The following is a 13437-nucleotide window of genomic DNA, read 5'->3' on the forward strand; positions in this document are numbered from 1 at the left end:
TTTTTGTCGCCCATGAAAACCCCCGGCCTGGGCCGGGGTTCGTCATCACTCGTCGAGGAAGGAGCGAAGATGCTCGCTTCGCGTCGGGTGGCGCAGCTTGCGCAACGCCTTGGCTTCAATCTGACGGATCCGCTCGCGGGTCACGTCGAACTGTTTGCCGACTTCTTCAAGTGTGTGGTCGGTGTTCATGTCGATACCGAAACGCATGCGCAGCACCTTGGCTTCGCGTGCGGTCAGGCCCGAGAGCACGTCGCGAGTGGCTTCCTTGAGGCTTTCGACCGTGGCCACGTCGATCGGGGACTGCATGGTGGAGTCCTCGATGAAGTCGCCCAGATGCGAATCTTCGTCGTCGCCGATCGGGGTTTCCATGGAGATCGGCTCTTTGGCGATCTTCAATACCTTGCGGATCTTGTCCTCAGGCATTTCCATGCGCTCACCCAGCTCTTCCGGGGTCGGTTCGCGACCCATTTCCTGCAGCATCTGCCGGGAAATACGGTTGAGCTTGTTGATCGTCTCGATCATGTGCACCGGAATCCGGATGGTGCGCGCCTGGTCGGCGATCGAACGGGTGATCGCCTGGCGGATCCACCAGGTGGCGTAGGTCGAGAACTTGTAGCCACGACGGTATTCGAACTTGTCCACCGCCTTCATCAGGCCGATGTTGCCTTCCTGGATCAGGTCGAGGAACTGCAGGCCGCGGTTGGTGTACTTCTTGGCGATGGAGATCACCAGACGCAGGTTCGCCTCGACCATTTCTTTCTTGGCGCGACGGGCTTTCGCCTCGCCGATCGACATGCGACGGTTGATCTCTTTGATTTCCGCGACGGTCAGGCCGGTCTCGGTCTCAAGGTCGATCAGCTTCTGCTGGCAGGCGACGATCGCGGCGTCCTTCTCACCCAGGGCGGCGGCCCACTTGGTGCTGCGCTTGGCGAGGTCACCGCTCCAGGTCTGGTCGGTCTCGTTGCTCGGGAACAGGCGCAGGAAGTCGGCACGCGGCATGCGGGCATCACGCACGCACAGTTGCATGATCGCGCGCTCCTGCTGACGCAGGCGGTCAAGGGCACCGCGGACACGCTCGACGAGCACGTCGAACTGCTTGGGCACCAGCTTGATCGGCATGAACAGATCGGCCAGGGCCTGGAGCGCCGCAACGCTTTCCTTGCCACTGCGACCATGCTTCTTCAAGACCTTGTTGGTGGCCTGGAGCTGATCGGAGACGGCGCCGAAACGCTGACGGGCAACTTCTGGATCGGGGCCGCTTTCGCCCTCTTCCTCGCTGTCGTCGCTGTTTTCGTCGCCTTCTTCTTCGTCCTCCGACTCTTCCTTCGCCGCTGCAGTCTTGGCGCCTGGGATCGGTACTTCTTCGGTAGGCGCGGCGATATTGTCGTCAGGGTCGATGTAGCCGCTGAGAACGTCCGACAGACGGCCGCCTTCGGTCGTTACACGGTCGTACTCGCCGAGAATGTGATCGACGGTGCCCGGGAAGTGGGCGATGGCGCCCATGACTTCGCGGATACCTTCCTCGATGCGCTTGGCGATTTCGATCTCGCCTTCGCGGGTCAGGAGCTCGACGGTACCCATTTCACGCATGTACATGCGTACCGGGTCGGTCGTGCGGCCGATATCGGTTTCAACGGCCGCCAACGCTGCGGCGGCTTCTTCGGCTGCGGCTTCGTCGGTGTCGGCTTCCGCCAACAACAGGGCATCCGCATCCGGAGCACTCTCGAATACGTTGATCCCCATGTCGTTGATCATGCGGATGATGTCTTCCACCTGTTCCGGATCTGAAATATCCTCAGGCAGGTGGTCGTTGACCTCCGCGTAAGTCAGGTAGCCCTGCTCACGACCGCGGGTGATCAACTCTTTGATACGAGATTGCTGTTGCGCTTTTCCGGACATAACACCCTATCCACTGAAGGTCTTGGCGGGCAAAAAACAAGCCGAGGATTATACCCGAGCATGGACCTCACGCGCCAGATGAGGTCGGGGTTTGTGCGGGAACATTCCTGCTGAGCAGGGCGAGCAACTGGGATTTTTCCTCGGTGCTCAACTCACTTTGACGTGCTTTCCTGAGCAGATGTTCCAAGCTTCGCTCGCGCTGGCGGGCTGACAAGCTAGTTATGGTGTCGAAAAACTGTTGTTCAAGGTTATCGGCATCGATCAGCCATTCCTTCTCTGCCAGCGCCCGCAACAGACGCCCCTGTTCGGTGCCGTGCCAGCGTGCGATCAGCTGCATGGAGCTTAGCCCAGGATTCTTCTGCACGGCTTCGATCAGGGCCACCAGCAACTGGCTGTAAAGATGTTCTTCGTCGGCGAAATGGCTCGCGTCCTCGACCTTTCCGGCCAGCAGCGGATGGTGCAGCAATGTGCGCAAGGCCGCGAGCGCCGGGGGTTCGACCGGTGCCGGTGTGCGTGGAGGCGCTTCGTCGCGCTGCCAGCCCTTGCCGCCCTTGCGGTTCTTGTCCCAAGGCTTGCCATTGCCATCCCAGGGCTTCTTGCCACCCCCCTTGTTGGGTGTCCAGGGGCGCTGCTCCTGCTGGGTGGGGGCGTAGTCGTAATGCTGTTCACTGAAGTCCGGCGTGTAGCTGGCCATGGCATCGTAGTCATAGCCTGGATCATAGTCCGGTACGCTGGGTGCGGGCGTATTCTGCGCCAACTGCTCCATTTGTTGGACATCAAGACCAGTAATTTCCTTCAAGCGATTGCGCATTAACTGACGCAGATTGGCGCCCGGAATCTTTTCGATCAACGGTGCAGCCAGGGTCGCCATGTGGGCCTTGCCTTCCAGCGAGCGTGGGTCGGCTTCGCTGGCCAGTTGCTCGAAGAAATAGTCGGCGAGCGGCTGGGCGTGCTGATGGATGCGGGCCTGGAAGGCGTCGGTGCCTTCGGCGCGGACCAGCGTATCCGGATCTTCCCCTTCGGGCAGGAACAGGAAGCGCGCACGCCTGCCATCCTGCAGGTTCGCCAGGGTGGCCTCCAGTGCGCGCCAGGCCGCCTTGCGCCCGGCCTGGTCGCCGTCGAAGCAGAACAGCACGTTGGGCACCACGCGGAACAGGCGTTTGAGGTGCTCTTCGCTGGTCGCGGTGCCAAGGGTGGCCACGGCGTTGCGCAGGCCTTGCTGGGCGAGGGCGATCACATCCATGTAGCCCTCGACCACGATGATTTCGTCGAGGTTGCGGTTGTGCTTGCGTGCCTCGAACAGCCCGTACAGTTCCTGGCCCTTGTGGAACACCGGGGTTTCCGGGGAGTTCAGGTACTTGGGCTTGTCATCGCCCAGCACGCGCCCGCCGAAGGCGATCACCCGGCCTCGACTGTCGCGGATCGGGAACATGACCCGATCGCGGAAGCGATCGTAGCGCTTGCCGGTCTCGGCGTTCTCGATCAGCAGGCCGGCGTCGATCATCACCTTCTGTTGCAGGGTGTCGGCGCCAAGGTGCTTGAACAGGTTGTCCCAGCCCGGCGGGGCGAAACCCAGGCCGAAATCACGGGCAATTTCGCCAGACAGGCCGCGGCCCTTCAGGTACTCGACCGCTGCCTTGCGTGTCGGATGGTTGCGCAGCGCCTGGCGATAGAACTCTGCAGCCGCTTCGAGCAGCGGGTACAGCGGCGAATCAGTGGGCTGGCGCGGCTTTTGTCCGCGTCGTCCCTCTTCGCGCGGCACTTCCATGCCTGCGGCGCGGGCCAGTTCCTCGACCGCCTGGGGGAAGTCCAGGTTGTCGTGGTCCATGATGAAGCCCAGGGCGTTGCCCCCGGCGCCACAGCCGAAGCAGTAGTAGAACTGCTTGTCGGGGCTGACGGTGAAGGACGGCGTCTTTTCCTTGTGGAACGGGCAGCAGGCCGAGTGGTTCTTGCCGGTCTTCTTCAGTTGGATGCGCGAACTCACCACGTCGACAATGTCGGTGCGGTTGAGGAGGTCGTCGATGAAACTCTGGGGAATCAGCCCGGCCATGGCAGTCTCGTTATCTGGCTACTGGCAAGTCTAATCGCTGGAGAGAGCAACAAGGGAGATGCGTGTCTGCGTTTCACCTGCCGCATCGGGCATTCTGGTGAGGCGTGTGAATTCTGCCCATGGGCGTTTGCCGGGGCGCCCAAGGCACATGACCGAGGGAGTGAAGCGACAACTGCCATTAGCCCGGCACTAGGCCGGGCTGGGCAGAAGCTTTGCGTAGAACGTCTGTATTAGTACAGACGAACGGCGCGGCGCTGTTCGCGCTGAACTTTCTTGGCGTGACGCTTAACAGCGGCAGCAGCTTTGCGCTTACGCTCGGCGGTCGGCTTCTCGTAAAACTCGCGGCTACGAACTTCAGCCAGTACACCGGCTTTTTCGCAGGAGCGCTTGAAACGACGCAGAGCTACGTCGAAGGGTTCGTTCTCTTTAACTTTGACGGCTGGCATCCAGGGCTACCTTAATTCATTACCGGGGTAGACGTGCTCCTGGCAAAACAAAGGTGTGCTGGAGAACGTCGGTTTTCAAGGGTTGCGGATGTTAACCCTTAGCGTGGCGGAATGCAAAGCCTCTGATCGAAAACCGCTGGTCGGCACTCTGCACGGGGACTAGAATGCGCGGCTTCGAATTCAGCCTCCACAAGGCACGGACCCATGCTAGTACTGGGATTGGAAACATCCTGCGACGAAACTGGCGTCGCATTATACGACAGTGAGCGCGGCCTGCTGGCCGATGCGCTGTTCAGCCAGATCGACCTGCACCGCGTCTACGGCGGCGTGGTGCCCGAGCTCGCCTCGCGCGATCACGTCAAGCGCATGCTGCCGTTGATTCGCGAAGTGCTGGATGAAGCCGGCTGCATCGCCGCCGACATCGACGCCATTGCCTACACCGCAGGCCCCGGCCTGGTCGGTGCGCTGCTGGTTGGCGCCTCCTGTGCACAGGCGCTGGCGTTCGCCTGGGACATTCCGGCAATTGGCGTTCACCATATGGAAGGCCACCTGCTGGCGCCGATGCTCGAAGAGCAGCCGCCGCAGTTCCCGTTCGTCGCCTTGCTGGTATCCGGTGGTCACACGCAGTTGGTGCAGGTCGATGGCATCGGCCAGTACGCGCTTCTGGGTGAAAGCCTGGATGACGCGGCAGGCGAGGCCTTCGACAAGACGGCCAAGCTGATCGGTCTGAATTATCCCGGCGGCCCCGAGATCGCTCGCCTGGCCGAGCAAGGTACGCCCGGACGCTTCGTATTCCCGCGGCCGATGACCGATCGCCCGGGGCTTGAGTTCAGCTTCAGTGGCCTCAAGACCTTCGCCCTGAACACCTGGCAGCAGTGCCGCAATGCCGGTGACGACAGCGAGCAAACCCGTTGCGACCTGTCGCTGGCATTCCAGCAGGCGGTGGTGGAGACTCTGACCATCAAGTGCAAGCGTGCCCTCAAGCAGACTGGCCTCAAGCGCCTGGTCATCGCCGGTGGCGTGAGCGCCAACAAGGCGCTGCGGGCATCGCTCGAGGACATGCTCGCGAGCATCAAGGGCAATGTGTATTACGCGCGTCCGAAGTTCTGCACCGACAACGGCGCGATGATTGCCTACGCCGGCTGCCAGCGCCTGTTGGCCGGGCAGCAGCAGGATCTGGCGATCAGTGTGCAGGCGCGTTGGCCCATGGAGCAGTTGCCGCCGCTGTGAGGCAGAGTTTTTCCCGCGAGTGATTCAGAAATGTCGTTCGCGGCCGGCAAACAGGTCGCGCAGGTTGCTACGGTGTCGCCAGACTATAAGTACTGTCAGCACCGTCATTGGCAGCAGCGCGGCCGGTTCGCGCCAGGCCAGCAGCGGCAGGGTCAGCGGCGTGGCGATCAAGGCCGCCAGCGAGCTGGTGCGGGTGAGGTAGAAGGTCAGCAGCCAGGCGCCGATCGCCAGCAGCGCGGCGGGGAAGTACAGGCCCATGAGCATGCCCGCCGCAGTGGCGACGCCCTTGCCGCCCTGGAAGCGGAAGTACAGCGGAAACAGGTGGCCGATCACGGCGCACAGGCCTATCCAGGCCTGGGCCTGCAGGCTCAGGCCGGCAAGGCTCGCCAGCAGCACGGGCAGCAAACCCTTGCACAGGTCGCCGAGCAAGGTGAGGATGGCCAGCTTGCGGCCTGCCAGGCGCAGCATGTTGGTCGCGCCGGCGTTGCCCGAGCCGCTGGAGCGCGGGTCGGGGTTGCCACTGAGGCGGCTCAGGACAATGGCGAAGGACAGCGAGCCGAGCAGGTAGGCGAGCAGCGCCAATAACCAAAACATGCTAACTATTCCGGGCGGGGACGCCCTGATTCTAACGGCGCCAGTCGCCCTTGTCGTGCTGTGGAGAGAAGTGCTTGGACAGAGTGTTCATCGAGGGACTGGAAGTCGATACCGTCATCGGTGCCTATGACTGGGAGCGGGATATTCGCCAGTGCCTGCGCCTGGACCTGAGTTTTGCCTGGGACAACCGCCCGGCGGCGGCCGGTGACGACCTCAGCCTGGCGTTGGACTACGCCAGTGTCTCGGCACGTATCCAGGCCTTTGCCGAACAGTCGCGCTTCGAGCTGGTGGAAACCTTTGCCGAGCGCCTGGCGGCGACCTTGATGGAAGAGTTCGACATTCCGTGGATGCGGTTGAAACTGACCAAGCCCGGTGCCGTACCTGCGGCCCGGGGTGGCGTGGGCGTGGAGATCGAGCGCGGATGTCTCTGAGCACGGTTTACCTGGGGCTGGGCAGCAATATCGACCGCTACCGGCATCTGTGCGCCGGGCTCGATGCGCTGGCGCTCTTTCTTGGTGACATGCGCTGTTCGCCGGCGTTCGAGAGCCAGGCGGTGGGGATCAAGAGCGGGCCGTTCATCAACTTCGTGGTCACGGGCAAGACCGACCTGCCCCTGATGGAGCTGGATCGCCGACTCAAGTTCATCGAGGCGGACAACGGGCGCTATGCCCCGGGGCGCAAGGGCTTGCCGCTGGATATAGACGTATTGATGTATGACGATCTGCACGGCACGTTCGATGGGCTGGTGTTGCCTCGGGCCGAGATCCTGAAGAATGCCTTCGTGCTGTGGCCGCTGTCGTTGCTGGCGCCGGAGCTGGTGCATCCGGGGGCGGGGAAAAGCATGGCGCAGTTGTGGCAGGAAGCGCAGATCGATCAGGTGTTGGCGCCGATCGACTTCGAGTGGCGTGGGTTGCAACTGACGCCTGCGTAAGCCTTGCCGACCTCTTCGCGGGCAAACCCGCGAGAAGGCCGGTCGAGTCAGCTGGCTCGGTAAGCCACGAGCGCTTTCAGGCGTTGGCCTTTGAGTGCCTCCCCCAGGCCCTGGCCGGTGAGCCCCGCCTCCACCAGCGGCTTCACATCCACCGACCGCGCTGCTGCCGCAGCCCCGCGCAGATAATCGGCCTGTGGATAATCCGTATCACCCTGCGACATCGCACACGCAGCGATGAAGTCCTCGAACCGCTGTGGCCTTCGATAAACGTCGAACTTCTGCAACATCTCCAGCAGTTCCACAGGCGTTAGCTGCAAGGCGTCGTCAGCCTGCCTGGCAAATTCCCCTACCAGCACGGCCAGTTCCTGGCATTCCCGCGGCGCCTTGAAGCGTTGGTTCAGCGCCTTGATCTGCGCTGGCTCCAGGCCGCGCAACAGGCATGCCCAGCGCACGGCCAAAGGCTGCTGATGCCGGGCTGCCTGGCGCAGCGCCGCCAACGTGCCCGCGTTATGCTCCAGTTCGGGCATGAGCTCCTTCAGGGCGCCACATTCACGCAGCACCTGGATAAACACCTGCGGCTCGCTTTCCAGTAACGCCCGTTCGATCTCCTTCCAGCTGCGTTCGGCCGTCAATGCCTGCAGCTCACCTGACTCGGTGATCTGGCGCATGAGCTCGAGGGTGTCGTCGGCAACCTGAAAACCGAGCGGCGCATAGCGGGCGGCAAAGCGGGCAACGCGCAGTACGCGCAGAGGATCTTCGGCAAACGCCGGGGAAACATGGCGAAGAATGCGCTTATCCAGATCAACTTTGCCATGGTAGGGGTCGTACAGGTTGCCTTGGTCATCCTCGGCCATCGCATTGATGGTCAGGTCGCGGCGTATCAGATCTTCCTCGAGTGTGACTTCGGGGCTGGCGTGAAAGGTGAATCCGCCATAGCCGCGACCGCTCTTGCGCTCGGTGCGCGCCAGGGCGTATTCCTCGCCGGTTTTCGGGTGGATGAAGACGGGGAAATCCGCGCCTACCGGGCGAAAGCCCTGAGCCTGCATCTCTTCGACCGTAGCGCCGACCACCAGCCAGTCGATATCGCTGACCGGGCGCCCGAGCAGACGGTCGCGAACCGCGCCGCCAACTTTATAGATGTGCATGTACAACCTCCGTGACTGCCGACAGCATACCTTGTCGGCAGTCACGAGGTCTCAGAGGTGGTGGATGACGGCGAGGTCCATGCGGCCGTAGTCGCCTGGCTCTCCATGCTCGCCGCGGGGCGGCATGTGGTGGGTCTTCATCACCTGATCGCCCTGTACGGTTTCCAGGTGGATGTCGAAGCCCCACAGGCGGTGCAGGTGCTTGAGCACTTCCTCGGTGGAGTCGCCCAGCGGTTTGCGGTTGTGCTGCTGGTGGCGCAGGGTGAGCGAGCGATCGCCACGGCGATCGATGCTCCAGATCTGCACGTTGGGCTCGCGGTTGCCCAGGTTGTACTGCGCCGCGAGTTGTTCGCGGATGGTGCGATAGCCTGCCTCGTCGTGAATCGCTGGCACCAGCAGGTCGTCGCGTTGGTCGTCGTCGAGAATGCTGAACAGCTTGAGGTCGCGGATCACCTTGGGGGAAAGGTACTGAAGGATGAAGCTCTCGTCCTTGAAGCTGCTCATGGCGAATTTGATGGTCGACAACCAATCGCTGCCGGCGATTTCCGGGAACCAGCGACGATCTTCTTCCGTCGGGTGCTCGCACATGCGGCGAATGTCCGTGTACATGGCAAAGCCCAGGGCATAGGGGTTGATGCCGCTGTAGTAGGGGCTGTCGAAGCCGGGCTGGAACACCACGCTGGTGTGCGACTGCAGGAACTCCATCATGAAACCGTCAGTGACCAGGCCTTCGTCGTACAGGTCGTTCATCAGGGTGTAGTGCCAGAAGGTCGCCCAGCCTTCGTTCATCACCTGGGTCTGGCGCTGCGGGTAGAAGTACTGTGCGATCTTGCGCACGATTCTCACGACCTCACGCTGCCAGGGCTCGAGCAATGGCGCGTGTTTCTCGATGAAGTACAGGATGTTTTCCTGGGGTTCGGCGGGGAAACGCGCGTCGTCCCTGTCGCTGCCCTTTTCCGTGCCCTTGGGGATGGTGCGCCACAGGTCGTTGATCTGCCGCTGCAGGTGTTCCTCGCGCTCCTTCTGGCGCCGGCGTTCTTCCTCGGCGGAGATGGGGTAGGGCCGCTTGTAGCGGTCGACGCCGTAGTTCATCAGGGCATGGCAGGAGTCGATGAGGTCTTCCACGGCATCGATGCCGTGGCGTTCCTCGCACTGGGCGATGTACTGCTTGGCAAACACCAGGTAGTCGATGATCGAGCTGGCGTCGGTCCAGGTGCGGAACAGGTAGTTGCCCTTGAAGAAGCTGTTGTGCCCGTAGCAGGCGTGGGCGATCACCAGCGCCTGCATGCAGATGGTGTTTTCTTCCATCAGGTAGGCGATGCAGGGGTCGGAGTTGATGACGATTTCGTAGGCCAGGCCCATCTGTCCACGGCTGTAGGACTTTTCGGTGCTGAGGAATTGTTTGCCGTAGGACCAGTGGTGATACCCCAACGGCATGCCCACCGAGGCGTAGGCGTCCATCATCTGTTCGGCAGTGATCACCTCGATCTGGTTGGGATAGGTATCCAGCGCATAGCGCGCGGCCAGGCGGCTGATTTCCCGGTCGTAGGTCTGGATCAGCTCGAAGGTCCATTCCGAGCCGGTGGAAATGGGTTGGCGTCTCTGTGCTCTGGCGGTCATGTGGCTAACCTGCGCTGGAAGAGTTCACGGAAGACCGGGTAGATGTCACCGGCCGAGACCAACTGTTGCTGGGCGAAGGTGTCGGGAAACGCTTCGCCGATACGTTCGTACTCGTACCACAGTGCCTGATGCTCACGGGGGGTGATCTCGACATAAGTGTAGTACTGCACGTGCGGCATGATCTGCTTGGTCAGGATATCGCGGCAGATGGGGGAGTCGTCGTTCCAGTTGTCGCCATCCGACGCCTGGGCGGCATAGATGTTCCAGTCGCTGGCCGGATAACGCTCGGCCATGATCTCCTGCATCATCTTCAGGGCGCTGGAGACGATGGTGCCGCCGGTCTCGCGCGAATAGAAGAACTCTTCTTCATCCACTTCGCGGGCGCTGGTGTGATGGCGTATGAACACCACCTCGATGCGTTCGTAGTTGCGCTTGAGGAACAGGTACAGGAGGATGAAGAACCGCTTGGCGATATCCTTGGTGGCCTGGGTCATGGAGCCCGAGACGTCCATCAGGCAGAACATCACTGCCTTGGAACTGGGGTTGGGCTGCTTGACCAGCAGGTTGTATTTCAGGTCGAAGGTGTCGAGGAAGGGCAGGCGGTTGATGCGCGCCTTGAGGCGTACGATCTCGGCCTCGACCTCCTGGATGTCGGTGAAATTGTCGGGTTCCTCGACTTTCAGCCGCTCCAGTTCCTTTTGCGCTGCGCGCAGCAGGCCGCGGCTGCTGCCGGTCAGGGCGATGCGTCGGGCATGGGCCGAGCGCAGTGTGCGCACGATGTTGATGCGTGACGGGTTGCCCTCGTTGGCGATACCCGCGCGTACGGTCTTGAAGGTGTCGGCGCCGGTCAGGTGACGCTTGACCAGGTTGGGCAGCTCCAGGTCTTCGAACATGAATTCGAGGAACTCTTCCTGGGTGATCTGGAAGACGAATTCGTCCATGCCCTCGCCGGAATTACCGGCCTTGCCGCGCCCGCCACCGCCACCACCGCCTTGCGGACGAGCGATATGTTCGCCTGCTGTGAATTCCTTGTTGCCCGGATGAACGATGGTCTGCTTGCCGCCACGGCCGTGGTGCAGCACCGGTTCGTCGATATCGCGCCCGGGGATGCTGATCTGCTCACCATGCTCCATGTCCATGATGGAGCGGCGGCTCACCGCCTCTTCGACGGCCTTCTTGATGTGCTCACGGTACCGGCGCAAAAAACGCTGGCGGTTGACCGTGCTCTTGTTCTTGCCGTTCAGGCGTCGGTCGATTACGTAGCTCATGGTGCCTCCGCTAAGAGCAGCTGCAAGCGTCAAGCTGCGAGACAAAACAGCCACCAGCACCGCAAGCCGAGGCGCAGACCTGACGGTTGCGCCATGCAGCTTGCAGCCTGTGGCTGACAGCTTGTCGCTTTATTGCGATTTCCTGACCCGCAGGTACCATTCCGACAGCAGGCGAACCTGTTTGTCGGTGTAGCCACGTTCCACCATCCGGGTGACGAAGTCGTTGTGCTTCTTCTGGTCTTCCTTGCTTGCCTTGGCGTTGAAGCTGATGACTGGCAGCAGGTCTTCGGTGTTGGAGAACATTTTCTTCTCGATCACCACCCGCAGTTTCTCGTAGCTCAGCCAGCTTGGGTTCTTGCCATTGTTGTTGGCGCGGGCGCGCAGCACGAAGTTGACGATCTCGTTGCGGAAGTCCTTCGGATTGCTGATGCCGGCCGGTTTCTCGATCTTCTCCAGTTCTTCGTTGAGGGCGATGCGGTTGAGGATTTCGCCGGTTTCCGGGTCGCGGTATTCCTGGTCCTGGATCCAGAAGTCGGCGTACAGCACGTAGCGGTCGAAGATGTTCTGGCCGTATTCGCTGTAGGACTCCAGGTAGGCAGTCTGGATTTCCTTGCCGATGAACTCGATGTAGCGCGGCGCCAGGTACTCCTTGAGATAACGCAGGTAGCGTTCGCGTACTTCGGCCGGGAATTGCTCCTGTTCGATCTGCTGCTCGAGCACATAGAGCAGGTGCACCGGGTTGGCCGCCACTTCGTGCGGGTCGAAGTTGAACACCTTGGAAAGGATCTTGAACGCGAAGCGGGTCGACAGGCCATTCATGCCTTCGTCGACGCCAGCGGCATCGCGGTACTCCTGGATCGACTTGGCCTTGGGATCGGTGTCCTTGAGGTTTTCGCCGTCATACACGCGCATTTTCGAGTAGATATTCGAGTTTTCCGGCTCTTTCAGGCGCGAGAGTACGGTGAACTGGGCGAGCATCTTGAGGGTGTCTGGCGCGCAATGGGCCTTGGACAGCGAGCTGTTGACCAGTAGCTTGTCGTAGATCTTGATCTCGTCGCTGACCCGCAGGCAGTAGGGCACCTTGACGATGTAGATCCGGTCGATGAACGCCTCGTTGTTCTTGTTGTTGCGGAAGGTATGCCATTCCGACTCGTTGGAGTGGGCCAGCAGGATGCCGGAATAGGGGATCGCCCCAAGGCCCTCGGTGCTGTTGTAGTTGCCTTCCTGGGTGGCGGTGAGCAAGGGGTGCAGGACCTTGATCGGTGCCTTGAACATCTCGACGAACTCCATCAGGCCCTGGTTGGCCCGGCACAGCGCACCCGAGTAGCTGTAGGCGTCGGCGTCGTTCTGCGGGAATTCTTCGAGCTTGCGGATATCCACCTTGCCGACCAGCGCCGAGATGTCCTGGTTGTTCTCGTCGCCGGGTTCGGTCTTGGCGATGGCGATCTGGTTGAGGATCGAAGGGTAGAGCTTGACTACCTTGAACTTGCTGATGTCGCCGCCGAACTCCTGCAGGCGCTTGGTTGCCCAGGGCGACATGATGGTGTTCAGGTAGCGCCGCGAGATGCCGTACTCCTCTTCGAGAATGGCGCCGTCTTCGGTGGCATTGAATAGGCCCAATGGCGACTCGAACACGGGCGAGTCCTTGATGGCGTAGAACGGCACTTTCTCCATCAGCTGCTTGAGTTTTTCGGCCAGCGATGATTTACCGCCACCTACCGGGCCCAGCAGATAGAGGATCTGTTTCTTCTCTTCCAGGCCTTGGGCGGCGTGGCGGAAGTAGGACACGATCTGGTCGATGCACTCTTCCATGCCATGGAAGTCGGCAAAGGCCGGATACCGGCGGATCACCTTGTTGGAGAAGATGCGCGACAGTCTGGAGTTGCTTGAGGTGTCGATCAGTTCCGGCTCACCGATTGCCAGCAACAGCCGTTCAGCGGCCGATGCGTAGGCACTGCGATCCTCTTTGCACAGCTCGAGGTACTCCTGCAGCGAGAGTTCTTCCTGGCGCGTTGACTCGAAACGTTGTTGGAAGTGGCTAAAAATGCTCATGACGTCACCTCGCTCGATACGTGGAGACGACGCCGGATCAGTCAGCTGATGCTGGCATGCAAGCGGCTTTCACCGATTGCTGTTTACCCCCCAGAACACCTTGGAACGCTACCGATGACCCGCACGCCGGTGTACCGGCTCTCCCCTTTTTTGGATGGCCTGCGCTTAAGGATAGTTGGTAATACGCAAGGTCAAGGGCGAG

11 protein-coding genes are annotated in these 13437 nt (G+C 61.3%); 3 read left to right on the top strand and 8 right to left on the bottom strand.

The genetic code is table 11. From position 1 onward, the window contains the following. Positions 1-45: 45 nt before the first annotated feature. From rpoD to rpsU, 3 genes are all read right to left on the bottom strand, one after another. On the bottom strand, positions 46-1899 hold the full coding sequence (rpoD, locus tag HU729_RS08490; protein WP_054892208.1) for an RNA polymerase sigma factor RpoD: 1854 nt from the start codon (positions 1897-1899) through the stop codon (positions 46-48). A gap of 67 nt (positions 1900-1966) precedes the next feature. Next, positions 1967-3949, bottom strand: coding sequence for a DNA primase (gene dnaG, locus HU729_RS08495; protein WP_186709537.1), 1983 nt, complete (start codon positions 3947-3949; stop codon positions 1967-1969). Positions 3950-4179: 230 nt separating this feature from the next. Then, the gene (gene rpsU / locus HU729_RS08500; RefSeq protein ID WP_003255575.1) at positions 4180-4395 is read right to left on the bottom strand and encodes a 30S ribosomal protein S21; all 216 of its coding nucleotides are present in this window, start codon (positions 4393-4395) and stop codon (positions 4180-4182) included. A 204-nt stretch (positions 4396-4599) separates the two neighbouring features. On the opposite strand from rpsU, the gene tsaD reads away from it, so the two are divergent. After that, on the top strand, positions 4600-5625 hold the full coding sequence (gene tsaD / locus HU729_RS08505; RefSeq protein ID WP_186709539.1) for a tRNA (adenosine(37)-N6)-threonylcarbamoyltransferase complex transferase subunit TsaD: 1026 nt from the start codon (positions 4600-4602) through the stop codon (positions 5623-5625). A 24-nt stretch (positions 5626-5649) separates the two neighbouring features. Here the strand turns inward: tsaD and plsY are convergent, their stop codons facing one another. Beyond that, entirely contained in the window at positions 5650-6219 is a 570-nt protein-coding gene (gene plsY / locus HU729_RS08510; protein ID WP_186667542.1) for a glycerol-3-phosphate 1-O-acyltransferase PlsY, read from the bottom strand. A gap of 74 nt (positions 6220-6293) precedes the next feature. Between plsY and folB the strand changes: the two genes are divergently transcribed. After that, positions 6294-6650, top strand: a complete 357-nt coding sequence (folB, locus tag HU729_RS08515; RefSeq protein WP_186667543.1) for a dihydroneopterin aldolase — start codon at positions 6294-6296, stop codon at positions 6648-6650. Beyond that, positions 6641-7150 (top strand): 2-amino-4-hydroxy-6-hydroxymethyldihydropteridine diphosphokinase, encoded by a 510-nt coding sequence (gene folK, locus HU729_RS08520; protein WP_186667544.1) that lies wholly within the window; start codon positions 6641-6643, stop codon positions 7148-7150. Before folB ends, folK begins: the two co-directional genes overlap by 10 nt. Before the next feature lie 47 nt (positions 7151-7197). On the opposite strand, the gene HU729_RS08525 is transcribed toward folK, so the two are convergent. The 4 genes from HU729_RS08525 to HU729_RS08540 all read right to left on the bottom strand — a co-directional run bounded on the left by HU729_RS08525 (position 7198) and on the right by HU729_RS08540 (position 13235). Then, positions 7198-8295, bottom strand: a complete 1098-nt coding sequence (locus tag HU729_RS08525; RefSeq protein WP_186709540.1) for a multifunctional CCA tRNA nucleotidyl transferase/2'3'-cyclic phosphodiesterase/2'nucleotidase/phosphatase — start codon at positions 8293-8295, stop codon at positions 7198-7200. A 51-nt stretch (positions 8296-8346) separates the two neighbouring features. Further along, entirely contained in the window at positions 8347-9915 is a 1569-nt protein-coding gene (locus HU729_RS08530) for a SpoVR family protein (protein WP_186667546.1), read from the bottom strand. Then, the gene (locus HU729_RS08535; RefSeq protein ID WP_054892216.1) at positions 9912-11183 is read right to left on the bottom strand and encodes a YeaH/YhbH family protein; all 1272 of its coding nucleotides are present in this window, start codon (positions 11181-11183) and stop codon (positions 9912-9914) included. The genes HU729_RS08530 and HU729_RS08535 overlap by 4 nt, the downstream gene beginning before the upstream one ends. Positions 11184-11312: 129 nt before the next feature. Beyond that, a complete protein-coding gene (locus HU729_RS08540; protein WP_186667547.1) occupies positions 11313-13235 on the bottom strand; it encodes a PrkA family serine protein kinase in 1923 nt (640 codons plus the stop codon). Positions 13236-13437: the final 202 nt, after the last annotated feature.

Source organism: Pseudomonas sp. RW10S2 (assembly GCF_014268985.1).
GTDB classification, from domain to species: domain Bacteria; phylum Pseudomonadota; class Gammaproteobacteria; order Pseudomonadales; family Pseudomonadaceae; genus Aquipseudomonas; species Aquipseudomonas wayambapalatensis.

What these genes read in the sequence shown, in the direction of transcription:
- folK (WP_186667544.1), top strand. Translation starts at nt 6,641, where the DNA reads ATGTCTCTGAGCACGGTTTACCTGGGGCTGGGCAGCAATATCGACCGC.
- HU729_RS08540 (WP_186667547.1), bottom strand. Translation starts at nt 13,235, where the DNA reads ATGAGCATTTTTAGCCACTTCCAACAACGTTTCGAGTCAACGCGCCAG.
- dnaG (WP_186709537.1), bottom strand. Translation starts at nt 3,949, where the DNA reads ATGGCCGGGCTGATTCCCCAGAGTTTCATCGACGACCTCCTCAACCGC.
- HU729_RS08535 (WP_054892216.1), bottom strand. Translation starts at nt 11,183, where the DNA reads ATGAGCTACGTAATCGACCGACGCCTGAACGGCAAGAACAAGAGCACG.
- HU729_RS08530 (WP_186667546.1), bottom strand. Translation starts at nt 9,915, where the DNA reads ATGACCGCCAGAGCACAGAGACGCCAACCCATTTCCACCGGCTCGGAA.
- plsY (WP_186667542.1), bottom strand. Translation starts at nt 6,219, where the DNA reads ATGTTTTGGTTATTGGCGCTGCTCGCCTACCTGCTCGGCTCGCTGTCC.
- tsaD (WP_186709539.1), top strand. Translation starts at nt 4,600, where the DNA reads ATGCTAGTACTGGGATTGGAAACATCCTGCGACGAAACTGGCGTCGCA.
- rpsU (WP_003255575.1), bottom strand. Translation starts at nt 4,395, where the DNA reads ATGCCAGCCGTCAAAGTTAAAGAGAACGAACCCTTCGACGTAGCTCTG.
- HU729_RS08525 (WP_186709540.1), bottom strand. Translation starts at nt 8,295, where the DNA reads ATGCACATCTATAAAGTTGGCGGCGCGGTTCGCGACCGTCTGCTCGGG.
- rpoD (WP_054892208.1), bottom strand. Translation starts at nt 1,899, where the DNA reads ATGTCCGGAAAAGCGCAACAGCAATCTCGTATCAAAGAGTTGATCACC.